The organism is Neoroseomonas lacus (genome assembly GCF_014644535.1).
GTDB lineage: Bacteria > Pseudomonadota > Alphaproteobacteria > Acetobacterales > Acetobacteraceae > Neoroseomonas > Neoroseomonas lacus.
The window spans coordinates 279,741-302,795 of the sequence record NZ_BMKW01000003.1 but is presented as its reverse complement, the minus strand read 5'-3'; the positions used below and the strand labels follow the sequence as shown (position 1 = coordinate 302,795).

Here is a 23,055-nt window from a genome sequence, read left to right as displayed (position 1 = left end):
CTATGACAGCCCCGCCTTGCGCAGCCCGGCGAGGTAATGGGCGAGATCGTCGGGGCGCTTCAGGGGCGACCGCGCGCGGGCCTTGGCGAGGTTGAAGTCGGCTTCCATGGTCAGCAGGCGGGCGCTGACCTTGGCGGCATCCTCGTGGCGACCGAGATGGCCCAGCGCCGAAAGCCACAGCTTGTAGGGGAAGGTGAAGCCCGTATGCAGCGCCGTCACCTGGCGGGCGACGGCGTCGACCTCCTCATGGCGGCGCAACATCAGCAGCGGCACCAGCCGCGCCGAATCGAAGAAGAAGGCATGCGGGTGGAGCGGCGCGAGGCGCTTGTAGCGATCCCACCGCCGCATCGCCTCCTCCTGGTCGCCACGATAGGAGAGCGCCAGGGCGGAGAAGACCCAGGCCATCGGCAGGTTCGGGTTCAACTGCAGGGCGCGCTCATACAGCGTCACCGCCTCATCGACCCGATGGTGCAGGAAGGCGCGGACATGGGCGAGGATGGTCAGCGCCTGCGCGTCCGACGGGTCGAGCGCGACCGCCCGCGAGGCGAGTTCCTCGCTCTTCTCGAGGACGTCCATGCCGGCCGGCGCCCAGCCCTGGCCGACCAGGAACAGGTGCCAATAGGCATGCCAGGCGAAGGCCGGGGCGTAGTCAGGTTCGAGTTTGGTCGCCTCGGCCAGCAGGGCGCCGGCCCGCATGTAGGCTTCGCGGTCGAGCCGGTAGATCGCCGGAATGGCCCGCAGCAGCAGGTCATAGGCGGTGGACATCACCGAGTGGCGGGACGCGGCGCGATTGGCCTCGATCAGCAGGATCTCGGGGTCGACACGGGCGACGACCTCGGCGGCGATCTCGTCCTGCAGGACCAGCAGGTCGCCGGCGTCGCGGTCGAAGCGTTCGGCCCAGACCACGGCCTCGGGCGGGCGATGGTCGGTCAGGCGAAGCGTCACCCGCACCCGTTCGCCGGCGCGCTGCACCGTGCCGGAGAGCGAGAAGTCCAGGTCGAGCGCACCTTCGGGCCGTTCTTGCCGCTCCACCGCCGCCAGGGAGGCCGAATCGACCAGCACCAGCCAGCGGAACCGCGCCAGCGCCGCAGTGATTTCCCCAGCGAGGCCGAGCGAGACCTCGGGGTCGGCACCGTCGCCGAGCATCTTGAAGGGCAGCACGCCCAGCCGGGCGCCGCGCAGGGTGGTGCGGCGGACCGGTTGCGGAGCCTGGACGGCGACTTCGCCGCGCAGCGACTCGGCCAGGGCGGCGGTTTCCGGCGATGGCGCGCTTCGGAAGCGTTCGGCAAAGACGCGTCGGCATTCCTCCCAGGCGGCGAAGGCCGCGCCGCGGTCGCCGCGTTCGGCTTCGGCGCGGATCATGATCCGCCAGATCGGCTCCTGCGCCGGGTCGATGGCGAGCACCCGGCGGCTCTCCTGCGCCCGCGCCTCGGCGGTGGTGGCGGCCGTCAGGCGGGCGGTCGCGGCCTCCAGGGCGATGTCGCGCAGACGGCGGCGCTGGTCGGCGAGCCAGGTGTCGAAGGCGGCGTCGAGACCGTCGAGGTCCGACAACAGCTCGGTCTGCAGCAGGTTCAGCGCCTCGACCCGGTCGCGGGCAAGGGCGGGCAGCGCCCGTGCGTCGGTCCACACCCCGACATCGTCGAGGGCGACCGTCTCGCGCGTGGCGATAATCAGGCTGCGTCCGTCGGTGCCGAGCGCTTCCTGCAATTCATGCAGGGCCTGGCGCAGGGAACCGCGGGCCTGTTCCTCCCCCCGTCGACTCCAGAGCAGGTCGGCCAGCCGCTGGCGGGACACCAGATTCGGTGCCTCGAGGGCGAGTATAGCGAGGACCGCTCGCGTCTTGCGCGAACGGGGCAGCAATGGCTCGCCTGTGACAGCGCGCACATCCATCCGCCCCAACATGGTGATGCGGAGCTTGATCACGGGGGCCGCAGCCATCGGAACGTCCGACAGGTCAGGCGGGCTCGAAGGTCTGCTGTCCTTGCCGGGCTGGACGGCGAAATCTGACATGATCACGCAGTCTTAACGCGGTGACGGCCATTCACCAACCGCCGTCATCGATTTTCGGCGGACAGATGGGCCATGGGAAATCGCTGCACTGGCTCTGAGGCGGGATCAGAGGCGCGCAATGGCGCCATCCAGATCAGCGATACGGCATGCAGGTGGATAGCCAAACGGTTGTACCGCACTGCGTTAATTACGCGTGAACCACGTTAGTAGCGCATGAAATTCCCGTTCATCTGGTTCATGGTCAAGGTCTTTGAACAAGAGATTGCAAAGAACTGCTGATCACATTCCTATTCCATAAGTCTACATAGAAGAAAAAACCTGACAAGTAGGAATGTTTACTTGAAGTTGCAGTTAATCAACGCCAAGTTGATGAGGTCTGGGCACGCCGGACAGGCTCAACAGAACCTGGAGATCTCATCATGGCGACCACTTCCAAGATTATCGACTCTGGCAAGGTCCGCATCGGCGCTGGCATGCGCACCCCGAAGGCTTCCGTCGCCGACACGGGCGCGGTCCGCATCGGCGCCGGCATGCGCACCCCGAAGGCCTCCGTCGCCGACAAGGGCACCGTGCGCATCGGCGCCGGCATGCGCCGCGTCTGACACCCGGAGCAGGGGGCTCCCGTCGCCGGAGCCCCCGCCCCTGACCAAATCATCGCGCCGCCAAGGACCAGCAGCATGTCCCAGGACCGCACCCCGATCGTTGCCTTCCATCGCCTGATCCCCGGGATCCCGGCGCCCGAGCGAGCCGATCGGTCGGCCCTCGGCGGCCTGCCGACGCGCGCCTTCCGCTATTGCGACGCGGTCACCAGTGCTTCCGGCTTCGGCTGGCACATCACCGCCCCGCTCGACTTCTCGCTGATGTTCGACGGGCACGAGGTCCTTTGGACGTGTGAAGAGCTCGAGCATGAATGGATGCCGCTCGGCCTCGGCGCCGTGCAGTACCCGCATTTCCGCGCCCGCTTCGATGAGGAAGTGCCGGAGGATGTCCGCGGCTTCTCGCCGCCCTTCCTGACCGGCCTGCCGGAACCTGGCGTGGTGCAGATGTGGACCGGCCTGTTCGTGCGCACCGCGCCGGGATGGTCGCTGCTGTCGCGTGCGCCGGCCAACCTGCCGCGCCCGGCCGCCTATGAGCAGTTCGAAGGCGTCGTTGAATTCGACAAGTGGTTCGGCCCGCTGTTCACCAATATCCGGATGACCCGCACCGATACGGTGGTCGAGATCAATCAGCTCCGCCCCATCCTGCAGGTCCAGCCGATCCCGCAATTCGCCTATGCCGACGCGGTGATGAATTCCTCCACAACCACCGACGCCTTCACCCAGTGGGGCGATGCGGAATGGGATGCCTATCGCGACAGCGTGGTGATCCCGGCCAACGCCGAGGAGCACAAGCCGGGCCATTACGCCACCGAGATCCGCCGCCAGCGCCGTGGGCAGGGCTGCCCCTTCGCCGCCATGGCCGCGGCCCGCGAGGCCGCGCCGGCCGTCTGATCCCACGTGCCGGTGAGGTCGAAGCCGTCGGTTCGCGCGGACCGGCGGCTTCACCCGTTCTTGCCTCCTGGCCGCATCGGGGCATCATCCCGGGCATCAGGAGGAAACGAGCATGAATGACGCCCCGACAATCGCCGACGCCCCGCCGCTCGATGCCAAGGCGGTCGCGGCACTCGCGCAGCAGCTCACCGAGTTGTTGCGACTTCGCACCTTTCCCATCGGCATGAAGCTGTTCGCCGATGCCGAGGAGATGGCGAAGGTCCCCGGCTTGCGCCGCCCGACCGAGGGCAAGACCTTCTCGACCTGCCAGCTGGTGACGCAGGCGCGCATCGCCGGCTTCACCATGGGCATCACCACCGCGAATGTGCCGGGCTTTTCCAATTGCGGCGGCGTGATCGGGTTGAACGAGCCGTCCGAGCTCTATCTCTCGGGCCGCAAATTCGAGGGCGTCTGGTTCGAGAATCGCGAGGCGGCGGCGAAGCACCAGGCGGAGATGCCGCGCGTGCCGCCGCGCTACGCCGGGCTGGTGGTCTCGCCGCTGCGCTCGGCGCGGCTCGACCCGCCGGACATCTGCCTGTTCTATGCAAACCCCGCGCAGATGATCCTGTTCATCAACGGATTGCAGTGGAAGACCTACAAGCGTTTCGATTTCTCCGTCACCGGGGAGAGTGCCTGCGCCGATTCCTGGGGCAAGGCGCTGCGCGATCGTGCGCCGTCGCTGTCGATCCCCTGCTACGCCGAACGCCGATACGGCGGCGTCGCCGATGACGAGATGCTGATGGCCTTGCCACCCGCTGATCTCGCCATCGCCGTCGAGGGCTTGCTGGGGCTGTCCAAGGCCGGGCTGCGTTATCCGATCATGCCCTATGGCCCGCAGGCCGATCCCGGCGAGGGCATGGCGAAGTCCTACGCCGGCAAGAGCTGACCGCGGACAAAGGCATGGCGCGGCAGGTTAGTGCTTGCGCCACGCCCCCCTTGCCCGGTCTTATGGGCACCTGAGCGAAGTCGCCCCCGAAAGAGAGGGCGACAGCCAGGGAGGATAACATGCGTCGTCTCGCCAAACATGGCGTGTGCGCGCGTCAGCCTGTTGCCCTGACCCCATGTCATGGGGCGGCTGGATGAGCGGCGTCGCACTTCTCGAAGTCAGCAACATCGTGGTTCGCTTCGGCGGCGTCACCGCCGTCGGCGGCGTGTCATTCGCCGTCGATGACCAGCAGATCTGCGGGCTGATCGGCCCCAACGGCGCCGGCAAGACCACACTGTTCAACTGCATCAGCGGCATCTACCAGCCCAATGAAGGCGATATCCGGTTTCGCGGCGAGATGGTCACCGGCCAGCCACGGCATCGCATGATTGGCCTGGGCATCGGGCGCACCTTCCAGAACCTCGCGCTGTTCCGCAGCCTGTCGGTACGCGACAATGTGTTGGCCGGTGCGCATCATCTCGGCCGCGCGGGCTTCATCGCCTGCGGACTGCATCTGCCATGGGTCGGGCGCGAGGCCGCCAGGCTGGATGCCGAGGCGCAACGGTTGATGGCCATGCTTGACCTGACCGCGGTGGCGGAGGTGCCGGTCGCCTCGCTGCCCTTCGGCACCCAGAAGCGTGTCGAGATGGCGCGCGCGCTGATCGGCCAGCCGCGGCTGCTGCTGCTCGATGAACCTGCCGCCGGGCTCAATCACGGCGAGGTGGATGAGCTTGCGGGGCTGCTGCGCCGTGTGCGGGAGGGGTTCAACCTCTCCATCCTGCTGGTTGAGCATCACATGAACCTGGTGATGAATGTCTCCGACAAGGTCGTGGCGCTCGATTTCGGCAGGAAGATCGCCGACGGCACGCCGCATGACGTTCGCAACGACCCTGACGTGATCGCGGCCTATCTGGGAGAGGCGCCGCATGAGCGCGCTGCTTGAACTGCGCGGCGTGCATGCTGCCTATGGCCAGACGCGCGTGCTGCACGGCGTTGATCTCACCGTCGAACAGGGCGGTGTCACGGCTCTGCTCGGAGCCAATGGCGCAGGCAAGACGACGACGCTGCGCGCGGTATGCGGCATGGTCCGCACCGAGGGCGAGGTGCATCTCGCTGGCGAGCGGATCGAAGGCAAGGCCACGGAGGACATCGCGCGGCGCGGCGTCGCGCATGTGCCGGACGGGCGCGGCACCTTCATGGAGTTGACGGTCGAGGAAAATTTTCGCCTCGGTGCCTATATCCGCAGGGATCGCGAAGTCGAGTCCGATTTCGAGCTGATGTTCGGCTATTTCCCGCGCCTGCGGCAGCGCTGGAAGCAGCAGGCCGGTACCCTCTCGGGCGGCGAGCAGCAGATGCTCGCGATCGCCCGCGCGCTACTGCTGCGGCCGCGGTTGCTGTTGCTCGATGAACCGAGCTTCGGCCTCGCACCGCTGATCGTGCAGGACATCTTCACCATCCTGCGCCGGGTGCGCGAGGCGCAGGGCGTAGGCATCCTGATCGTCGAGCAGAACGCCAATCTCGCGCTCGATGTCGCGGACCGCGCCTATCTGCTGGAGACCGGGCGCATCGTCGTCTCCGGCCCGGCGCATGAGATCCGCGAGGACGAACAGATCCGCCGTTCCTATCTCGGCTACTGAGGGAAGACCATGCAGGGACTCGCCCATCAGCTGATCGCCGGCATCGCCACGGGCGGCATCTATGCCTCCGTCGCGCTCGCGCTGGTGATGATCTACCAGTCGACGCATCATCTCAACTTCGCGCAGGGCGAGATGGCGACCTTCTCGACCTACATCGCGCTGACGCTGATCCAGGCGGGGCTGCCCTATTGGGTCGCCTTCGCGGCGACGCTGGTCATCTCCTTCGGCATCGGCGTCTTCACCGAACGCATCTTGCTGCGGCCGATGCACAATGCCTCCGTGCTCGCGAATGTCGGCGTCTTCATCGGCCTGCTGCTGGTGTTCCGCAACGCGATGGGGTGGATGTTCGAATACACCATCAAATCCTTCCCCTCGCCGTTCGAATCGGACACGCCGCTGCTCGGCGGGCTCGTCTCGGGGCATGAACTCGGCTCGACGGCGGTGACGCTGGTCGTGCTCGGGCTGGTCTTCGTGTTCTTTCGCTACACCAAGCTCGGGCTGGCGATGCGCGCGGCGGCGTTCAATGCCAGTTCCTCCAAGCTGGTCGGCATCCGGGTGGGGTGGATGCTGGCGCTGGGCTGGGGACTGGCGGCGACGATCGGCGCGATCGCTGGGATGATGATCGCGCCGGTGGTGTTCCTCGAACCCAACATGATGCTGGGTATCCTGCTCTACGCATTTGCAGGTGCGTTGCTCGGTGGGATCGACAATCCGGGCGGCGCGGTGATCGGCGGCTTCGCTGTCGGCGTCATCGAGAATCTCGGCGGCGCCTATCTGGTGGGGACGGAGCTGAAGCTCACCCTCGCGCTGGTCATCATCATCTGCGTGCTGCTGGTCAAACCATCCGGCCTGTTCGGGCGCGTCGTGCAGAGCAGGGTCTGAGCCATGAGCACGAGCCAACAGCCGATCGGCGGCACGCTCGGTACGGAGGTGGTGCCGGTCGCACCGGGGGTGAACCTGCTGCGCGCGGCGATCATCCTGCTCGCCTTCGCGATGGCGGCGGCGGTGCCGATCGCCTTCGCCAGCAGCTACCAATTGTTCCAGCTCACCCTGGCAGGGACCTATGCCATCGCCATCCTGGGGCTGAACATCGTCACCGGATTCAATGGTCAGATCTCGCTCGGGCACGGCGCCTTCTATGCGGTCGGCGCTTATACCACCGCGATCCTGATGACGCATTTCGACATGCCCTACTGGGAGACGCTGCCAATCGCGGCGGTGGTGTGCGGCGTGCTCGGATTCGGTGTCGGCTTCCCGGCGCTGCGCCTCGGCGGGCTGTATCTGGCGCTGACGACCTTCTCGCTCGCCGTCGCGGTGCCGCAAATCCTGAAGTATAGGGGCGTGGAGGATTGGACCGGCGGCGTGCAGGGCACCTTCCTGGTGAAGCCCGACGCGCCGGAATTCACCGGGCTCAACAATGACCAGTACCTGTACTTGTTTGTGCTGACGCTCGCCGCCTTGCTGTTCCTGATGATGGCGAACCTGCTGCACAGCCGGATCGGACGTGCCATGCGTTCCATTCGCGACCATCCGACAGCCGCCGAGGCGATGGGCATGGATATCGCCCGCATCAAGACGCGCACCTTCGCGCTGAGCGCGGGGATCACGGGCCTGGCCGGCGCGCTCAGCGCCATCGCAGTGGAATATGTGGCGCCGGACAGTTTCAACGTCGAACTGTCGATCAATCTGTTCGTCGGCATGGTGGTGGGCGGCGTCGGGTCGATCGTCGGGCCGATCTTTGGCGGGCTGTTCATCGTGTTCCTGCCGAACGTCGCCGAATCCGTGTCGCGCGCGGCACCCGGGGTCATCTACGGCGTCATCCTGATCTTCTTCTTGTACCTGCTGCCGCAAGGCTTCGCCGGATTCCCGCGCCGCATCGCGGCGCTGTTCCGCAAGCGCCGGCAGGATTGAACGAAACTTTCAAGGGAGGACAACGACAATGATGCAACGGCGCACTCTTCTGGCTTCGTCGGCGGCGCTGCTGGCCGTGCCGCGGCTTGGGCATGCGGTCACGGTCGGCGTTACGGCGACCGAGCTCAAGATCGGCAACTTCATGCCCTATAGCGGGCCGGCCTCCGCCTATGGCGTGATCGGCCGTGGCGACGCCGCCTTTTTCAAGATGGTCAACGACCAGGGCGGTGTCGGCGGAAGGCAGATCAACTTCATCAGCTACGATGACGGCTACAGCCCGCCGCGCGCGGTGGAGCAGACCCGTCGGCTGGTCGAGCAGGACCATGTCGCGCTGCTGTTCCACACGCTCGGCACGCCGTCGAATTCGGCGATCGTGCGCTACACCAACCAGCGTCGTGTACCGCATCTGTTCCTCGCGACGGGCGCGGACAAGTGGGGCAACTACCAGGACACACCCTGGACCATCGGCTGGCAGCCGAGCTACCGGACCGAGGCGCAGATTTACGCCAAATACATGCTGGAGCAGAAGCCGAACGCGAAGATCGCGCTGCTTTACCAGAACGACGATTTCGGCAAGGACTACGTGACCGGCGTGAAGGACGTGCTGGGCAGCCGGTTCGATGGCATGGTCACCACGGCGTCCTACGAGGTGACGGATCCGACCGTCGATTCACAGGTCGTCTCCCTACGGGGCAGCGGCGCCGATGTGATGGTCACCGCGGCGACGCCGAAATTCGCGGCGCAAACCATTCGCAAGATACATGATATCGGCTGGCACCCGATGCATTTCCTGTCGAATGTGTCGATCTCGATCGCCGCGGTGATGCGTCCGGCCGGGCCGGAGCGCGGCATCGGCATCATCACCTCCGCCTATCAGAAGGACATCACCGACGCGACCTGGGCCAACGATCCCGGCATGCGAAGCTGGCGCGAATGGATGCGGAAGTACCTGCCGGAAGGCGACATCACCGACAGCGGCTACGCCACCGCCTTCAATGCCAGCACGACGATGCTGCAGGTGCTGAAGCAGTGCGAGGGCGACTTCTCGCGCGAGAACATCATGCGCCAGGTCGCCAATCTGCATGACTTGGAGGTGCCGCTGCTGCTGCCGGGCATCAAGGTGAACACCAGCCCGACCAACTTCCACCCGATCCGCCAGATGCAGTTGCAGAAGTGGAGCGGCGAGCATTGGGAACGCTTCGGCGACGTCATCGAAGGTGCCAACGTCTGACTAACGATGCGAGGCCGCGCCATGCCGCGCGGCCTCGCCAAGAGGGTCAGTCCGCCGACATCTTGATCGGCGGATTCACATCCGGCGGCAGCGGGCAGACATAGGGGTGCGCATCGGTGCGCGCCTTGTGGTCGGCCTTGGCGGCGGCGAGCAGCGCCGGGTTCTGGATGGCATCGACCGCGGTGCCCGCCATGATCTTCGCGACATGCACCAGGCCCTTATGGGCGATGCCCGACTTGCCCTGCGCCGTCAGCTGCCACGAATGCCCCGGCGTGCCGATCGCATAGGTCGCGCCACGCGCCTGCACCGTCGGCACCGCCCAGGAGACGTCGCCCACATCGGTCGAGCCGACGCCACCGCCGCCCTTGGCATCCAGCGGCACGATGATGTCGCACAGCGCCTTGTCGCGCTCCACCTTCAGACCATGGCGACGGAAGGCGGTGGCGATGTCCTCATCCGACAACGTCTTCTGGATCTCGCGCGCATAGGCGCGGTCGGCCTCGTCGAATTCCGGCGCGCCGAGACGGATCATGTTGTCGTACATTGCCTGCTCCAGCGGCGTGTTGCCGAGCAGGTTGGAGACCGCGCTGACCACCTTGGTCGTCACGCTCGTCTCGGTCATCAGAGCCGCGCCATCGGCAATTTTGCGCACGCGCGCGACGAGCTGGTTCAACCCGACCAGGTCCTTGGCGCGGATCAGGTAGCGGATCTTGGCGGTGCCCTGCACGACGTTCGGCGCAATGCCGCCAGCGTCGAGATAGGCGTAGTGGATGCGCGCGTCGGACGGCATGTGCTCGCGCATGTAGTTGACGCCGACATTCATCAACTCGACCGCGTCGAGCGCCGAGCGGCCAAGTTCGGGCGCGGCGGCGGCATGGGAGGAGCGGCCGGTGAAGCTGAAATCGATGCGCGTATTGGCGAGCGAGACCGCCTCATTTACCCCGGTGAAGGCGGCCGGGTGCCAGCAGATCGCCATGTCCACATCATCAAAGGTGCCGGCGCGGACCATGAAGCCCTTGGCGGCGCCACCTTCCTCGGCCGGGCAGCCGTAGTAGCGCACGCGCGCCTTGATGCCGTTCTCGGCGAGCCAGTCCTTCACCGCGGAGGCGGCGAGCAGCGAGGCGGCGCCAAGCAGGTTGTGCCCGCAGCCATGGCCCGAACCGTCGCCCGGCAGCGGCTTGTGCTCGGCGACGCCGGCTTCGTTGGACAGGCCCGGCAGCGCGTCATATTCGCCGAGGATGGCGATGACCGGACCGCCCTCGCCCGCTTCACCCATCACCGCGGTCGGGATGCCGGCGACGTCGCGCGTCACGCGGAAGCCATGCTGTTCCAGCAGGGCGGTGTGTTCGGCGCAGGACTTCACCTCGGCGTAGCAGAGCTCGGGCATGCCCCAGACGCGATCGGCCATGGCGATGGCGTCGGGCGCCTTGGCATCGACCAGACGCCAGATTTCTTCCGTGTTCCGCATGATCAGTATCCTCAGGGGCTGTGCTGGCGGGACTCTCGCGCGTGACGGCGCGAAGGTCCAGCGCTGGACAGGCACCCCTGGCGCGCATCAGCATCGCGCCCATCGCCAGGAGCCTGCCCCATGCCGCGCGTCCAACTGCTTCGCTCCGAAGATCTTGCGCCGGAACTCAGCGCCATCTGGGACCGCTATGTGACCACCTATGGGCCCTTCGAGGGCCAGTTGGAGGTGTTTGCCCATGTGCCGGCGGCATTGCGGCACCTGATGCCGATGCTGATGGAGTTGCGCGCGGCGGGCAGCCTGCCGCGGCGCTGCCTGGAACTGGCCATCGTCGTCGTCTCGAAGCTGAATGCCTGCGACTACTGCATCGGCCACCACCAGCCCTATCTGGCGGTGGAGGGCATCCCGCCCGAGGTGGTGGCCGGCCTGCCGGCGGGCAGCGACCACCCGGCGCTGACCGAGCGCGACCGGGCGGTGATCGCGTTCTCGGTCGCGGCCTGGGAGGATAGCCATCGCGTGCCGGAACGGCTGTTTCGTGCGCTGCGCGAACACTTCACGGATGCGCAGATCGTCGAGTTGACGTTGCGCATCACCCTCACGGGGTTCTTCAACCGATTCTCCTCCGTCCTCGGCATCGAGAAGGAGGAAGAGGCCTGATCAGCGGCGGACGCGCACCGGCACCGACACGGATTCCAGGCGCTGCCGGTGGCCGCCACGCGGGGCGTCATCCTGGCCGTCCTGCAGCATCACTGCCGCGCCGATCTGCACCGAGCCGAAGGTCAGCCCGCTGAAGAACCACAGCATGGCCACCACCGGGAAGCCGCCATGCTTGAGGATCAGTTGCCCCACGCCGCCCGGATCGGCCCACAGCACCGCCGCCACGAACATGGCCGAGAGGCCGAAACCCACCAACCCATGCAAGAGCATGAAGCGGATGGGGGGCGGAATGCGATGCAGGGACATGGCAGCCTCCTTATGCATTCGAACATAGGCAGGTTAGGCACCATTGCAAAGGCGAGTCAGCCGCCTTTCACGCCGCCGGCCGTCAGCCCGGCGACGATCTGCTTCTGCGCCAGCAGCGTCAGCAGGAGCACCGGGGCGGTCACCAGCAGCGCGGCGGCCGACAGCGGGCCCCAGGAAATCTGCTCGAAGGTCAGCATGTTGTTGACCGCGACCGGCAGGGTGCGCGTCTCCCGCCCCGCCAGCACCATGGCGAAGATGAAGTTGTTCCAAGAGAAGATGAAGGCGAGGATGGTCGCCACCGTGATGCCGGGCCGTGCGAGCGGCATCGCCACGTGGCGGAAGGCCTGCCAGATGGTCGCGCCGTCGACCAGGGCGGCTTCCTCCAATTCGGCCGGCAGGCCCTCGAAGAAGCCGATCATGATCCAGACCACAATGGGCACGGTGATGACCAGGTGGGTGACGATGATCGGCGCCAAGGTGCCGGTCAGGCCGATCCATTGGAACAGCAGGAACAGCGGGATAAGGTAGGACAGGCCGGGCGTGATGCGGGCGATCAGGATGACGACGGCCGCGTTGGTCGCTCGCATCTTGGCGATGCCGTAGCCCGCCGGCACGCCGAACAGAATGGCGAGGCCGGTCGCGGTGAAGGAGACGATCACCGAGTTGATCGCGTATTTTACGAAGTCGTTGCGCTCGAACACCGCGATGAAATTGTCGAGCACCGGCGGGTTGGGGATGAAGACTGGCGGGAAATCGGTGTTGTCGAGCTCCGTCTTGAGGGACAACGACAGCATCCACAGGAAGACGCTGATGGCGGGTGCGACCAGCATCAGCACGCCGAAGCCGAAGCTGATGTTCCACGCGAAGCGCTTGAGCTTGCGCATCACGCGTTCCTCACCCGCGCGCGGGTCCACAGCAGCACCATCGCGAGCAGGATGATGATGGCGAAGAACACCACCACGACGGCGCTGGCATAGCCGAGGTTGTAGTAGGCGAAGGCCTGGAGATAGAGGAAGATGTTGATCGTCTCGCTCGCCGTGCCCGGCCCGCCCTGGGTGATCACGTAGATGGTGTCGAAGGCCTTCAGCGCATCGATGGTGCGGATGATCAGCGCCACCACCAGGAACGGGGCGAGCAGCGGCAGGGTGATGTGCCAGAAGGCCTGCACCGGCGTTGCGCCATCGATCTTCGCCGCCTCATAGGGGTCGACCGGCAGCGAGGCGAGGCCGCCCAGCAGGATCAGCATCACCAGCGGCGTCCAGTGCCAGACCTCGACCATCACCAGAGTGGGAATGACGGTGTCGGGCGAATAGACCCACAGCGACGGCGGCAGGCCGACCTGTTGCAACAGCCAGTTCAGCACGCCGAGCTGCGGGTGGAACATCATGGTCCAGACCAGCGCGACGGCGACCGGCGTTGCCATCATCGGCAGGATGAAGACGGTTCGCGCCAGCCCGCGCATCGGGAATTTGCGATGGAAGGCCAGGGCGGCCAGCAGCCCGAGCACCATCGGGATCACCACCGCCAGTGCGGTGAAGTAAAGCGTGCGGATGATGGAGAACAGGAAGCGCTCATCCGCGATCAGCTTGCGGTAGTTGTCGAGCCCCGCGAAGGTCTGCCCGCCGCCGAGATGGTAGTCGTGCAGTGACATGTACAGCGTGAAGACCCAGGGAAAGACGATGGTGCCGAGCACCACCGCCCCGCAAGGCACCACGAACCACCAGTATTGGCGGGCATAGTTGCGCCGGCGGCGGGGCGTCGTGCCCGCCGCCGCGCCATCCAGCGTGGTCGTGCTGCCGGCCATCGCCTCAGCCTGCGCGCTCGGACTGTTCGAGCACGGGGCGGAAGGCATCCGTCGCGCGCTTGAGTTCCGTCGCCACATCGGCGCCGCCGATCGTGCTGGTCAGCGCCGCGCCGATGGTGTCGCGGAATTCGGTGACGGGCACGATCTCTGGCAGGCCGGGGCGGCTGATGCGCGCGCTCTCGACCAGCGTGGCGAAGAACTCGCGCGAGAAGCGCGACTGGCTGATCGCCTCCTCATTGCGATAGGGCGAGGTCCGCGCCGGCGAGCCCGCGCCGGAGGTCAGGAAGCGCAGCTGGTTGGTCTTGTTCGTCGCCCATTGCAGGTAAAGCCAGGCCGGGCCCTTCTTCTGGCTCGCCTCGGCGATGCCGAAGCCGGTGCCGAACATGGCGCAGTGATGATGCGCCGGGCCGCGTGGCACCACGGCGTAGCCGACCTTGCCGGCGACGCGCGAACGCGCGCGGTCCTCAAGCGGGGCGGCGAAGCCGACGCCATCGAGCCAGAAGGCGGCGCGGCCCTGCATGAAGGTGGTCTGGCTTTCGTTCCAGTTGAAGCCTGAGACGCCGGGCGGCGAGCAGTCGCGCAGCAGCTTCTTGTAGAATTCGCCGGCCCAGATCGCATCCGGCGTGTCGGTGATCAGCTGGCGTTCGGCATTGATGCAGTCGCGCTGCTGGGTGCCGAGCAGGAAGGACGACCACAGCACGACATTGGCGTTGCGCAGCCCGCGGCCGACATTGCCGTAGATCTGCCGTCGCGAATCATTCAGCCGCCGGGCGCTTTCATACATCTCGTCGTAGGTCGCCGGCGGTGCGACGTTCTGCGCCGCCAGCAGTTCCTTGTTGTAGTACAGGATGAAGTAGTCGGTGAATTCGGGCAGCGTATCCATCCGCCCATCGGACTGGGTGGAGTAGGCCACCGCGCCGGCGCCGAAATCCGCGAAATCGAAATCAGGGGCCGTGATGGCCGGGTCGGCCATCAGCGCGCGGATGTCGGTGCACCAGCGCGCCTTGCCGACTTGGCGCTTGTTCACATGCAGGCTGATGCCAACCACGTCGAAGGACGGCCGGCCCGAGGCGAATTCGATGGCGAATTTCTGCCGGTGCTGCTGTTCGGGGATCGCCTCGGCACCGACGCGGATGCCGGTCATGTCCTCGAATTCGCGCTGGTTCTGGATCAGTATCTGGCTTCGCGGATTGGCGGTCAGACTGACCTCGATCCTCTGGCCGGCGAATCGTTTCCAGTCGAAGGCGGATTGGGCATTGGCCTCGCGCACGAGGGGCGGGGCCGCCAGCAAGCCGGCGCCGGCCGCGAGCGCCGTGCGGCGCGTGATGCCACGGGTCATGTTGTTTCCTCCGGTGTAGGCGGCGATTCGTCGCCTGCCCTTTATCCCGGCACGCATGTTCGGCCCGAAGCGGTGGCGCCGCAAGACGTTCGGCAGTCAGACCGCCTCGCGGCGCAGCCTGTCCAGGACGGCGGGGTCGGTGATCGGCGCGGTGTCCCAGGGCGGCGCGGGTGGCGGGTCCAGTGTCTCGAAGACGGTGGACAGCTCGATCGCCCCGGTGTCGGCTGGGCGCGGATAGGGGGTTGGGTCCACCGCCCCCGGGACTTTCGGCTTGCCGATGGCGACAAAGAAATCCTCAAGCCCCGCCGGCACCAGCATCCAGAGCATGCGGTACGGCCCGCCGCCATCATTGATGAAGCCGTGGCGGGTATGCGGCGGCGCGACCATGAAGGTACCCGCCGTGATGCGCCGCACCACGCCATCGAGACGTGCGAGCGCCTCGCCCTCGACGATCCAGAAAATCTCGGTCTGCGCCGGGTGGGCGTGCTCGCGGATCTTGCCGAGCGGCGGCAATTCCTGGAGCCCGGCAGAGAAGCCCGCTGGTGCACCCGGCAGCCGGGGCGTGGTCAGCAATTCGACCCAGCCATTGGCCGGTTGGGGCTGCCAATGCTGTTCGCCCTGCCCGGGCGGGACGACCAGCACGCGCGGCATCAATGCATCCGCGGATGTTTGAGGAAGCTGGTGCGGTCGGCCGAGACCACCGCGATCTCCCGCGACCCACGCGCGCGGCCGAGCTTCAGCTTCACCATCGCCCCGGCATTGCCGCAGCCCCAGACGGCACGCCACATCTCGGCAAGGTCGGTGACCACGGCGCCATCGACGCTCAGCACCCGGTCGCCGCTACGCACACCGGATTTCTCGGCCGGGCCACCCGGTGCGAGGGAGGCGATCGCCACCCCCTCGTCATCCTCGGTGGCATAGAGGCCGAGCCAGGGGCGTGCCGGCCGGTTCACCCGGCCCAAGGTCACGAGGTCGTTCAACACCGGCGAGAGCCGATGCACCGGCACCACCATGTTGAGGTCGAGCCGCCGGCCTTCCTCGCCCTGCTGCAGCACCAGGGAGCCAATGCCCATCAGCTTGCCGTCAGGCCCGAACAGCCCCGCACCGCCCCAGGAGGGATGGGCCGGCGCGGTGAACAGCGCGTCCTCGATCAAGTATTCCCAATAGCCGGCGAAGGGCTGGCGGGCGACGAGCTTGCCGCTGATCGCCTGGGCACGGCCACCGCCGGCGGCCAGCAGCACCGGCGCGCCCACGCGCAGTGCCTCGCTGTCGCCCAGCTCGACCGGCGGCACGTCGAGCCTGCCCAGCGCCTGCACCAGGCCAAAGCCGGTTTCCTGGTCGATCGCCAGGGTGTGGCCGGGCACCACGCGGCCATCCGCGGTTGTGATCCAGATCTGCTCGGCCTCGGTCACCAGATACCCGATGGTCAGCACCAGGCCGTCGCGGATGACGACGCCGCTGCCTTCGCGCTCGGTGCCCAGGGCGCGGGTGGTGAAGGCATCCGCCGGCACATGGCTGCGCAGCGTCACGACGCGCGACAGGGTCTCGTCGATGTCGAAGGACCATTCCGATGGGTCGGGGCGAAGATGTTCTGGAATGTCCAACTCGTCCTTGCTCATGCCTGTCTGCCGGCGCCTCGCTGTCACGACGCGTCAATTCTAGCATGATACCTTTGCCGCGCGGAGAGGCCGCGCGGCAAAGGTACGGCAGCGGCGGGCGCGCAGGCCCGCCGCCCCGGCGGTTCAGCTCTTCTGGACGCCCCAGAAGGTCGGGAAGCCCGGCTTCACGCCGGTGACATTGGTGCGATAGGCGGTTGGCTGGAGGTATTGGCCGAGCGGGATGGACGGCACGTCCACCATGCATTGCACCTGCATCTGCCGGCAGATTTCCTGCTGCGCGGCGAGGTTCGGCGCCTCGAACCAGGCGTCGCGCAGTTCCTCGAGCTTCGGGCTGACACACCAGCCGGGCCAGCCCGACCGCTGGTCGCCATCGCCGCGAATGGCATAGTGGTTGGATGGGTCCATGTGGTCGGCGCCCTCCCAGCCCGTGTTGAAGCAGGACCAGCCGCCCTGGTCGACCGGCCCGCGATTGTTGCGCCGCGACAGCATGGTTCCCCAATCCGTCGCGACATAGTCCACATTCATGCCAATGCGGCCCATCACGTCGGCCATCACCTCGCCGATCGCCTTGAACTGCGTGTAGTCGGTCGCGGCGAGAATGGTGACCTTCTCGTTCGCGTAGCCGGCCTGCTTCAGCATCTCCTTGACCTTGGCGAGGTCACGCGGGCCGGTCAGCGGCTCAAGCCCGGCCGTGCTCGCCATCGGCGTGTTCGGACAGAACACCCCGTGCGGGACATGGTACATCTGCGCGTCGTCGCCGACGATCGACTGCATGAAGTCGGACTGGCTGAAGGCGTGCAGCATGGCGCGCCGGATCGCCGGATTGTTGAATGGCGGCTGCAGGTGGTTCGGCCGCATCATGTCGACCGAGCCGGTCGGGTTGGTGATCTCGATCTTGACCTGCCGGTTGCGCCGCAGCAGCGGTAGCAGGTCGTGCGTCGGGTTCTCCCACCAATCCTGCTCGCCCTGCTGGAGGGCGGCGACCTTGGTGGCGGCATCGGGGATGGTGGTCCATTCGACGCGGTCGAGCAGCACGCGCTTCGGGCCGGCATTCCATTGCTGCGGACCGTCCTCGCGCGGGACATAGCCGTCGAATTTCACATAGACGTTGCGCGACCCGGCGACGCGCTCGCTGGCGACGAAGCGGAACGGGCCGGAACCGATCATCTCGGTGATCTGCGTGAAGGGGTCGGTATTGGCGAGCCGCTCAGGCATCATCGCCGGCATCGGCGAGGTCACCTTACCGAGGGCCGCCGGCAGCAGCGGGAAGGGCCGCTTGAGCTTGAAGCGGATAGTGCGGTCATCCGGTGCGCTTAGTTCGTCGGTGCGTTCCATGAGGGCGCCGCCCAGCGCGTCGCGGCGCGCCCAGCGGCGGATGGAGGCGACGCAATCCTTCGCCAGTACCGGTTCGCCGTCATGCCATTTAAGGCCCGGGCGCAGCGTCAGGTTCCAAAGCTTGCCGTCATTCTCGATGGTGTGGCCAGCCACCATCTGCGGGTGCGGATTGAAGGCGGAATCCGACCCGTACAGCATGTCGAACACCATGTGCCCGTGGCCGCGGGTCACATAGGCGGTGGTGAAATGCGGGTCGAGGAAGGACAGGTCGATCTGCGGAATGAAGCGCAGGACCTTGCTGTCCTGGGCGAGGGCAAGACGTGGCGCGGCAAAACCTGCGGCAAGCCCGGCACCGGTAAGTGCCAGAGCGGAACGACGACTGATGGACATACGATCTCCCTTGTTGGGCTGTGAGTGGCCGAACTCCCTGTTGCGTGAGGCTAGCAGCGAGCGCCGGATACCGCACGCGAAAGCGATCCGCGTTTAGGTATCGCCCACCGCCAAGCCTGCGCTAGCATCGCGCCACATGGAAAGCCTTCCAGCAGAAATGGCCGCGGGCCTGCGCTCCATGGGACTGCTGGCCCCGGGCGCCCATGCACGCGGCATGCCGCTCTCGGGCGGCGTTTCGTCCGATATCTGGCACGTGGTGTTGCCGGATGGTCGGCATGTCTGCATCAAGCGCGCCCTGGCGAAGCTGAAGGTGGCGGCGGATTGGCGTGCACCGATCGTGCGCAGCCGCTACGAGGCCCGTTGGCTCGCCCGCGCGCACGACGCGGCACCGCATTCGGTCCCTGCCCTGCTCGGCCAGGACGAAGCCACCGGCACATTGGCGATGGCTTGGCTGCCGCCCGAGCAGCACCCCATCTGGAAGAACAGGCTGCACGACGGCGAGGCTGATGCGGCCTTCGCCGGCGAGGTGGGCCGCGGCATCGCGCGCATCCACGCCTATGCCGCGGCGCGGCCCGAACTCGCCGCGGATTTCCCCACCGACTCGCTGTTCCACGATATCCGGCTGGAGCCTTATCTGATCGCCACGGCGCGCGCGCATCCCGACCTCGCGCCCGCGTTGGTCGGACTGGCCGCGCGCACCGCGGCGACCAAGCTTACCCTGGTGCATGGCGATGTCAGCCCGAAGAACATCCTGGTCGGTCCCGATGGCCCGATCTTCATCGACGCGGAATGCGCCTGGTGGGGCGACCCAGCCTTCGACCTGGCCTTCTGCCTGAACCATCTGCTGCTGAAATGCCTGTGGACGCCGCCCGCGGCACCCGATTTCCTGCATTGCTTCGAGGTGCTGGCCACCGCCTATCTTGCCTGCGTGACATGGGAAGCACCCGCCACGGTCGAGGCCCGCGCCGCCTCGTTGTTGCCCGGGCTGTTCCTCGCCCGCGTGGACGGCAAGAGCCCGGTCGAGTACCTCACCAGGGAAGAGGACAAGGATCGCGTGCGCCGCGTGGCGCGGGCGTTGCTGTCCTCGCCGCCCGATCGCCTGCGCACGGTGCGGACCGCCTGGGGGGAAGAAATCAACGCATGAGTTCCACGATCATTCAGTCTGTCCGCGGACGCCGCGTCTGGGACAGCCGCGGCCGCCCGACGGTGGAGGCCGAGATCCGCCTGGCCGGGGGCGCGCGCGGCCTCGCCATCGCCCCTGCCGGGGCGAGCACGGGCAGCGGCGAGGCGCTCGACCGCCGCGACGGCGGCGCGGCCTTTGGCGGCTACGACGTGACAGGCGCCGTCGCCTCGGTGAATGAGGAAATCGCGCCCGCCGCCGCCGGCATGGATGCGGCCGACCAGGCGGGGCTGGATGCGGCGCTGATCGCGCTGGACGGCACGGCGAACAAATCGCGCCTCGGTGCGAATGCGACGCTTGCCGTCTCGATGGCGGCCGCCCATGCCGCGGCGCATGCGAACGGCATGCTGCTGTGGAAGTATCTCGGCGGCGACGGGGCGACGCTCCTGCCCCTGCCGCAGATCCAGATTCTCGGCGGTGGCGCGCATGCCGGGCGGCGTGTCGATATCCAGGACTTCCTGGTGATCTGCCCGGCTGCGACCTCCTTCGCGCAGGCGCTCGACTGGACCGCGGAGGTCTATCGAGCCGCCGGCGCGATCATGAAGGAACGTGGTCTGCTGCAGGGCGTCGCTGACGAGGGCGGCTGGTGGCCGGCCTTCAGCGCCAATGAGCAGGCGCTGGAGACGTTGGTGAAGGCCATCGAGCGCGCCGGGTTCAAGCCGGGCGCGCAGGTCGCTATCGCGCTCGACATCGCGGCGACCGATTTCGGCAAGGGCGGGCGGTACCGGCTCGGGCTGGAAGGGCGGGAACTGGATACGGACGGCATGATCCGCATGCTGCTCGGCTGGCTCGATGCCTATCCCATCGCCTCGATCGAGGACCCGCTGGCGGAGGATGACGCCGCGGGCTTCGCCGCCTTCACGAAGGAAGTCGGCCATCGCGTGCAGGTGGTGGGCGACGATTTCCTGGTCACCGACGCGGCGCGTGTGCGCGAGGCGGCCAAGGCCGGTGCGGCCAATACCGTGCTGATCAAGCCGAACCAACGCGGCACCCTGACCGAGACGAAGGCGGCCTGGGAGGCGGCGAAGGAGGTCGGCTACGCCGGCATCGTCTCGGCGCGGTCGGGCGAGACGGAGGATGTGACGATCGTCCATCTCGCCATCGGTTGGGGTGTTGGGCAGTTGAAGGTCGGCTCCTTCGCGCGGTCCGAGCGCATGGCCAAGTGGAACGAGGCGCTGCGCATCGAGGAAGGGCTGGGAGCGCGGGCGCGCTTCGCGGGCGGGGCGGTGCTTGGGCGGTCGCGCAGCTCAGCGCAGGGTTAAATCCCCAGCGGCCTGAGTGGGCAGCGCGCCGACACTCCCGCCAGCCGGTCGGCTGACGGATCGGCGCCTCAGCCGCGTCGGGCCGCTTCGATCGTGGCAACGTCGATCTTCTTCATGGTCATCATGGCGTCAAACGCGCGCTTTGCTTCGTCGCCACCGGCCGCCAGGGCGTCCATCAGTACGCGCGGGGTGATCTGCCATGAAATCCCCCAGCGGTCCTTGCACCATCCGCACTCGCTCTCCTGGCCGCCATTGCCGACGATGGCGTTCCAGTAGCGATCGGTTTCCTCCTGGTCGTCAGTGGCGATCTGGAACGAGAAGGCTTCGGTGTGCTTGAAGTGGGGACCCCCGTTCAGGCCGAGGCAAGGAATACCCGCGACGGTGAATTCGACCGTCAAGACGTCACCCTGCTTCCCGGACGGGTAGTCGCCAGGCGCCCGCAGTACGGCAGTCACCGCACTGTCGGGAAAGGTCATGGCGTAGAATCGGGCGGCTTCCTCAGCATCCTTGTTGTACCAAAGACAGATCGTATTCTTGGCCATGGCGAGTCCCATTCGTTCTGGCGCCGAAGTTCCGGCTTCGTTTCACCAATCGTCTGGTCCGACTGAGGGTGCCAGCTCAGGACCCACGCGTCTCGCCCGAACGGTGCCACCGGGCCATCAACTCTGCGTCACGCGGCGTAAGCGCGCGACAGAAACCGACAGGCCGACGCAGTATCAATGCAACAGCAAAGTCACGCCCTGGATCGCCGGCGGGGCGATCCCGGCATGCGCTGAGGGGGGTGGAGGATCGCCTTCACCCCGTCCCTCAATGCCTGCCGGCCGGCAGCGCCGCCGCGGGCTTGTCGTGCCGCCCCAAGCGTTCGACCAGCGTGCGGCTCGCCTGGTTCATCCCGATGATCTCGACCGGCACCCCGTGATGGCGGAATTTCAACACCACTCGATCCAGCGCGTTGATCCCGGTGATGTCCCAGAAATGCGCGTCGTGAACATCGATCACCACCGCGCGGGCCTCCTCGTGGAAGTCGAAGGCGGTGTGGAAGGCTTCGGCGGTGGCGAAGAACAATTCGCCGGTCACGGTGTAGGTGCGGGTGCCAGTTTCCTCATCCAGCGCGGAGGCGACGCCGAAGAAGCGCGACACCTTCTGCGCGAAGAACAGCCCGGACAGGATGACGCCGACCAGCACGCCCTTGGCCAGGTCATGCGTGAAGACGACGACGATGACGGTCGCCAGCATGACGATGCTCGATGATTTCGGATGTGTTACCAGCGTGCGCAGCGAGCCCCACTGGAAGGTGTTGATCGACACCATCACCATCACCGCGACGAGCGCCGGCATCGGGATCTGCTTCACCCAATCGCCCAGCACCAGCACCAGGAACAGCAGGAAGCCGCCGGCCCACAGGCAGGACAGCCGGCCCCGGCCGCCGGATGAGACGTTGATGACCGATTGCCCGATCATCGCGCAGCCCGCCATGCCGCCGAACAGCCCGGAGACGATGTTGCCGAGCCCCTGCCCGCTGCATTCGCGGTTCTTGTCGGAGGTGGTGTCGGTCATCTCGTCGATGATCGCTGCGGTCATCAGGCTTTCCAGCAGGCCGATCATCGCCAGCGTCAACGCATAGGGCAGCACGATGCGTAGGGTCTCGAGGTTGAAGGGCACGTTGGGCAGGGCGAAGCCGGGGAAGTCGGTCGGCAACTGGCCCATGTCGCCGACGGTGTGGAACTGGGCGCCGGTCGCCATGGTGAAGGCGGTCAGCAGCACGATGGTCACCAGCGGCGACGGCACGATCGTCGTCACGCGCGGCAGCCCGTAGATGATGGCGAGCCCGACCCCGACCATCGCATAGACCTGCCAGCCCAGGCCGACGATTTCAGGCAACTGCGCCAGGAAGATCAGGATGGCCAAGGCATTGACGAAGCCGGTGACGACCGAGCGCGAGACGAAGCGCATCAGGTCCCCCAGCCGCAGGAACCGCGCGATGATCTGCGCGATGCCGGTCAGCACCGTGGCTGCGAACAGGTAGTCGACGCCGTGGTCGCGCACCAGCGTGACCATGACCAGGGCGGTCGCGCCGGTCGCCGCCGAGATCATCGCCGGGCGACCCCCGGTAATGGCAGTGACGATGGCGATCCAGAAGGAGGCGTACAGGCCGAGCTTCGGGTCGACCCCGGCGATGATGGAGAAGGCGATCGCCTCGGGGATCAGGGCGAGGGCGACGACGGTGCCTGCCAGCAGGTCACGCGTGATCTTCGGCGCCCATTCGGCGCGCCATTGGCTCAGGGTCATGGCTTCGATTTCCGGTACCGGCAGGCGCGCGGGATCGGGGCGCGGATACGGGAGGACAGGCAGGACCCCACCGCCCCGGATGGGCGGCAAGGCACGCGGGATCGCAGGGCGGGCGCCCTCAGGGTGGCGTCGGCCGGTCGCTCGGGCTGGATTGTTTCGTGGTCAC

Annotated in this window: 22 protein-coding genes; 11 read left to right on the top strand and 11 right to left on the bottom strand. The window is 66.9% G+C overall.

All coding sequences use genetic code 11. The features are described 5' to 3' along the window. A complete protein-coding gene (locus IEY36_RS07895) occupies nt 1-1,938 on the bottom strand; it encodes a BTAD domain-containing putative transcriptional regulator (RefSeq protein WP_188966469.1) in 1,938 nt (645 codons plus the stop codon). A 491-nt stretch (nt 1,939-2,429) separates the two neighbouring features. Here IEY36_RS07895 and IEY36_RS07890 point away from each other — a divergent pair, with 491 nt between their 5' ends. From IEY36_RS07890 to IEY36_RS07855, 8 genes are all read left to right on the top strand, one after another. Beyond that, on the top strand, nt 2,430-2,612 hold the full coding sequence (locus tag IEY36_RS07890; protein ID WP_188966467.1) for a hypothetical protein: 183 nt from the start codon (nt 2,430-2,432) through the stop codon (nt 2,610-2,612). Between the two features lie 75 nt (nt 2,613-2,687). Next, complete coding sequence (locus IEY36_RS07885; RefSeq protein WP_188966465.1) at nt 2,688-3,500, top strand: DUF6065 family protein; 813 nt, start codon at nt 2,688-2,690, stop codon at nt 3,498-3,500. A gap of 112 nt (nt 3,501-3,612) precedes the next feature. Continuing rightward, on the top strand, nt 3,613-4,425 hold the full coding sequence (locus tag IEY36_RS07880; protein WP_188966463.1) for a DUF169 domain-containing protein: 813 nt from the start codon (nt 3,613-3,615) through the stop codon (nt 4,423-4,425). Between the two features lie 193 nt (nt 4,426-4,618). Next, nucleotides 4,619-5,407, top strand: a complete 789-nt coding sequence (locus tag IEY36_RS07875; protein WP_188966462.1) for an ABC transporter ATP-binding protein — start codon at nt 4,619-4,621, stop codon at nt 5,405-5,407. Next, nucleotides 5,391-6,101, top strand: coding sequence for an ABC transporter ATP-binding protein (locus tag IEY36_RS07870; RefSeq protein WP_188966460.1), 711 nt, complete (start codon nt 5,391-5,393; stop codon nt 6,099-6,101). The genes IEY36_RS07875 and IEY36_RS07870 overlap by 17 nt, the downstream gene beginning before the upstream one ends. A 9-nt stretch (nt 6,102-6,110) precedes the next feature. Then, nucleotides 6,111-6,983 carry a branched-chain amino acid ABC transporter permease gene (locus IEY36_RS07865; RefSeq protein WP_188966458.1) on the top strand — a complete coding sequence of 291 codons (873 nt, stop codon included), beginning with the start codon at nt 6,111-6,113 and terminating at the stop codon, nt 6,981-6,983. 3 nt (nt 6,984-6,986) lie between these two features. After that, nucleotides 6,987-8,012, top strand: a complete 1,026-nt coding sequence (locus IEY36_RS07860; RefSeq protein ID WP_229681203.1) for a branched-chain amino acid ABC transporter permease — start codon at nt 6,987-6,989, stop codon at nt 8,010-8,012. Nucleotides 8,013-8,040: 28 nt separating this feature from the next. After that, nucleotides 8,041-9,243, top strand: coding sequence for an ABC transporter substrate-binding protein (locus tag IEY36_RS07855; protein WP_188966456.1), 1,203 nt, complete (start codon nt 8,041-8,043; stop codon nt 9,241-9,243). A gap of 46 nt (nt 9,244-9,289) precedes the next feature. Here the strand turns inward: IEY36_RS07855 and IEY36_RS07850 are convergent, their stop codons facing one another. Next, nucleotides 9,290-10,711: a M20 family metallopeptidase gene (locus tag IEY36_RS07850; protein ID WP_188966455.1), complete on the bottom strand. Its 1,422-nt coding sequence runs from the start codon at nt 10,709-10,711 to the stop codon at nt 9,290-9,292. 120 nt (nt 10,712-10,831) lie between these two features. On the opposite strand from IEY36_RS07850, the gene IEY36_RS07845 reads away from it, so the two are divergent. After that, nucleotides 10,832-11,365 (top strand): carboxymuconolactone decarboxylase family protein, encoded by a 534-nt coding sequence (locus IEY36_RS07845; RefSeq protein ID WP_188966453.1) that lies wholly within the window; start codon nt 10,832-10,834, stop codon nt 11,363-11,365. Here IEY36_RS07845 and IEY36_RS07840 read toward each other — a convergent pair whose 3' ends face one another. The 7 genes from IEY36_RS07840 to IEY36_RS07810 form a co-directional block, all read right to left on the bottom strand. After that, a complete protein-coding gene (locus IEY36_RS07840; RefSeq protein WP_188966451.1) occupies nt 11,366-11,671 on the bottom strand; it encodes a hypothetical protein in 306 nt (101 codons plus the stop codon). 56 nt (nt 11,672-11,727) lie between these two features. Then, nucleotides 11,728-12,555 (bottom strand): carbohydrate ABC transporter permease, encoded by an 828-nt coding sequence (locus IEY36_RS07835; RefSeq protein ID WP_188966449.1) that lies wholly within the window; start codon nt 12,553-12,555, stop codon nt 11,728-11,730. Then, entirely contained in the window at nt 12,555-13,475 is a 921-nt protein-coding gene (locus IEY36_RS07830) for a carbohydrate ABC transporter permease (protein ID WP_188966447.1), read from the bottom strand. Before IEY36_RS07830 ends, IEY36_RS07835 begins: the two co-directional genes overlap by 1 nt. Nucleotides 13,476-13,479: 4 nt before the next feature. Further along, complete coding sequence (locus IEY36_RS07825) at nt 13,480-14,814, bottom strand: extracellular solute-binding protein (RefSeq protein ID WP_188966445.1); 1,335 nt, start codon at nt 14,812-14,814, stop codon at nt 13,480-13,482. Between the two features lie 96 nt (nt 14,815-14,910). Then, nucleotides 14,911-15,465: a cupin domain-containing protein gene (locus tag IEY36_RS07820; protein WP_188966439.1), complete on the bottom strand. Its 555-nt coding sequence runs from the start codon at nt 15,463-15,465 to the stop codon at nt 14,911-14,913. Continuing rightward, nucleotides 15,465-16,433 (bottom strand): S1C family serine protease, encoded by a 969-nt coding sequence (locus IEY36_RS07815; protein ID WP_188966437.1) that lies wholly within the window; start codon nt 16,431-16,433, stop codon nt 15,465-15,467. Before IEY36_RS07815 ends, IEY36_RS07820 begins: the two co-directional genes overlap by 1 nt. A 123-nt stretch (nt 16,434-16,556) precedes the next feature. Continuing rightward, on the bottom strand, nt 16,557-18,152 hold the full coding sequence (locus tag IEY36_RS07810; protein WP_188966645.1) for an ABC transporter substrate-binding protein: 1,596 nt from the start codon (nt 18,150-18,152) through the stop codon (nt 16,557-16,559). A gap of 142 nt (nt 18,153-18,294) precedes the next feature. Here IEY36_RS07810 and IEY36_RS07805 point away from each other — a divergent pair, with 142 nt between their 5' ends. Next, on the top strand, nt 18,295-19,302 hold the full coding sequence (locus IEY36_RS07805) for a phosphotransferase family protein (RefSeq protein ID WP_188966435.1): 1,008 nt from the start codon (nt 18,295-18,297) through the stop codon (nt 19,300-19,302). Further along, complete coding sequence (gene eno, locus IEY36_RS07800) at nt 19,299-20,600, top strand: phosphopyruvate hydratase (RefSeq protein ID WP_188966433.1); 1,302 nt, start codon at nt 19,299-19,301, stop codon at nt 20,598-20,600. The genes IEY36_RS07805 and eno overlap by 4 nt, the downstream gene beginning before the upstream one ends. Nucleotides 20,601-20,668: 68 nt before the next feature. Here the strand turns inward: eno and IEY36_RS07795 are convergent, their stop codons facing one another. Then, nucleotides 20,669-21,142: a VOC family protein gene (locus tag IEY36_RS07795; protein WP_188966431.1), complete on the bottom strand. Its 474-nt coding sequence runs from the start codon at nt 21,140-21,142 to the stop codon at nt 20,669-20,671. A 265-nt stretch (nt 21,143-21,407) separates the two neighbouring features. Continuing rightward, nucleotides 21,408-22,889: a SulP family inorganic anion transporter gene (locus tag IEY36_RS07790; RefSeq protein ID WP_188966429.1), complete on the bottom strand. Its 1,482-nt coding sequence runs from the start codon at nt 22,887-22,889 to the stop codon at nt 21,408-21,410. Nucleotides 22,890-23,055: the final 166 nt, after the last annotated feature.

Bases quoted from the DNA above. Each gene is read 5' to 3' on its own strand.
- IEY36_RS07850 (WP_188966455.1), bottom strand. From the start codon at position 10,711: ATGCGGAACACGGAAGAAATCTGGCGTCTGGTCGATGCCAAGGCGCCC.
- IEY36_RS07860 (WP_229681203.1), top strand. From the start codon at position 6,987: ATGAGCACGAGCCAACAGCCGATCGGCGGCACGCTCGGTACGGAGGTG.
- IEY36_RS07790 (WP_188966429.1), bottom strand. From the start codon at position 22,889: ATGACCCTGAGCCAATGGCGCGCCGAATGGGCGCCGAAGATCACGCGT.
- eno (WP_188966433.1), top strand. From the start codon at position 19,299: ATGAGTTCCACGATCATTCAGTCTGTCCGCGGACGCCGCGTCTGGGAC.
- IEY36_RS07870 (WP_188966460.1), top strand. From the start codon at position 5,391: ATGAGCGCGCTGCTTGAACTGCGCGGCGTGCATGCTGCCTATGGCCAG.
- IEY36_RS07840 (WP_188966451.1), bottom strand. From the start codon at position 11,671: ATGTCCCTGCATCGCATTCCGCCCCCCATCCGCTTCATGCTCTTGCAT.
- IEY36_RS07895 (WP_188966469.1), bottom strand. From the start codon at position 1,938: ATGGCTGCGGCCCCCGTGATCAAGCTCCGCATCACCATGTTGGGGCGG.
- IEY36_RS07815 (WP_188966437.1), bottom strand. From the start codon at position 16,433: ATGAGCAAGGACGAGTTGGACATTCCAGAACATCTTCGCCCCGACCCA.
- IEY36_RS07825 (WP_188966445.1), bottom strand. From the start codon at position 14,814: ATGACCCGTGGCATCACGCGCCGCACGGCGCTCGCGGCCGGCGCCGGC.
- IEY36_RS07805 (WP_188966435.1), top strand. From the start codon at position 18,295: ATGGAAAGCCTTCCAGCAGAAATGGCCGCGGGCCTGCGCTCCATGGGA.
- IEY36_RS07880 (WP_188966463.1), top strand. From the start codon at position 3,613: ATGAATGACGCCCCGACAATCGCCGACGCCCCGCCGCTCGATGCCAAG.
- IEY36_RS07830 (WP_188966447.1), bottom strand. From the start codon at position 13,475: ATGGCCGGCAGCACGACCACGCTGGATGGCGCGGCGGCGGGCACGACG.
- IEY36_RS07890 (WP_188966467.1), top strand. From the start codon at position 2,430: ATGGCGACCACTTCCAAGATTATCGACTCTGGCAAGGTCCGCATCGGC.
- IEY36_RS07865 (WP_188966458.1), top strand. From the start codon at position 6,111: ATGCAGGGACTCGCCCATCAGCTGATCGCCGGCATCGCCACGGGCGGC.
- IEY36_RS07875 (WP_188966462.1), top strand. From the start codon at position 4,619: ATGAGCGGCGTCGCACTTCTCGAAGTCAGCAACATCGTGGTTCGCTTC.
- IEY36_RS07855 (WP_188966456.1), top strand. From the start codon at position 8,041: ATGATGCAACGGCGCACTCTTCTGGCTTCGTCGGCGGCGCTGCTGGCC.
- IEY36_RS07795 (WP_188966431.1), bottom strand. From the start codon at position 21,142: ATGGCCAAGAATACGATCTGTCTTTGGTACAACAAGGATGCTGAGGAA.
- IEY36_RS07845 (WP_188966453.1), top strand. From the start codon at position 10,832: ATGCCGCGCGTCCAACTGCTTCGCTCCGAAGATCTTGCGCCGGAACTC.
- IEY36_RS07820 (WP_188966439.1), bottom strand. From the start codon at position 15,465: ATGCCGCGCGTGCTGGTCGTCCCGCCCGGGCAGGGCGAACAGCATTGG.
- IEY36_RS07835 (WP_188966449.1), bottom strand. From the start codon at position 12,555: ATGCGCAAGCTCAAGCGCTTCGCGTGGAACATCAGCTTCGGCTTCGGC.
- IEY36_RS07885 (WP_188966465.1), top strand. From the start codon at position 2,688: ATGTCCCAGGACCGCACCCCGATCGTTGCCTTCCATCGCCTGATCCCC.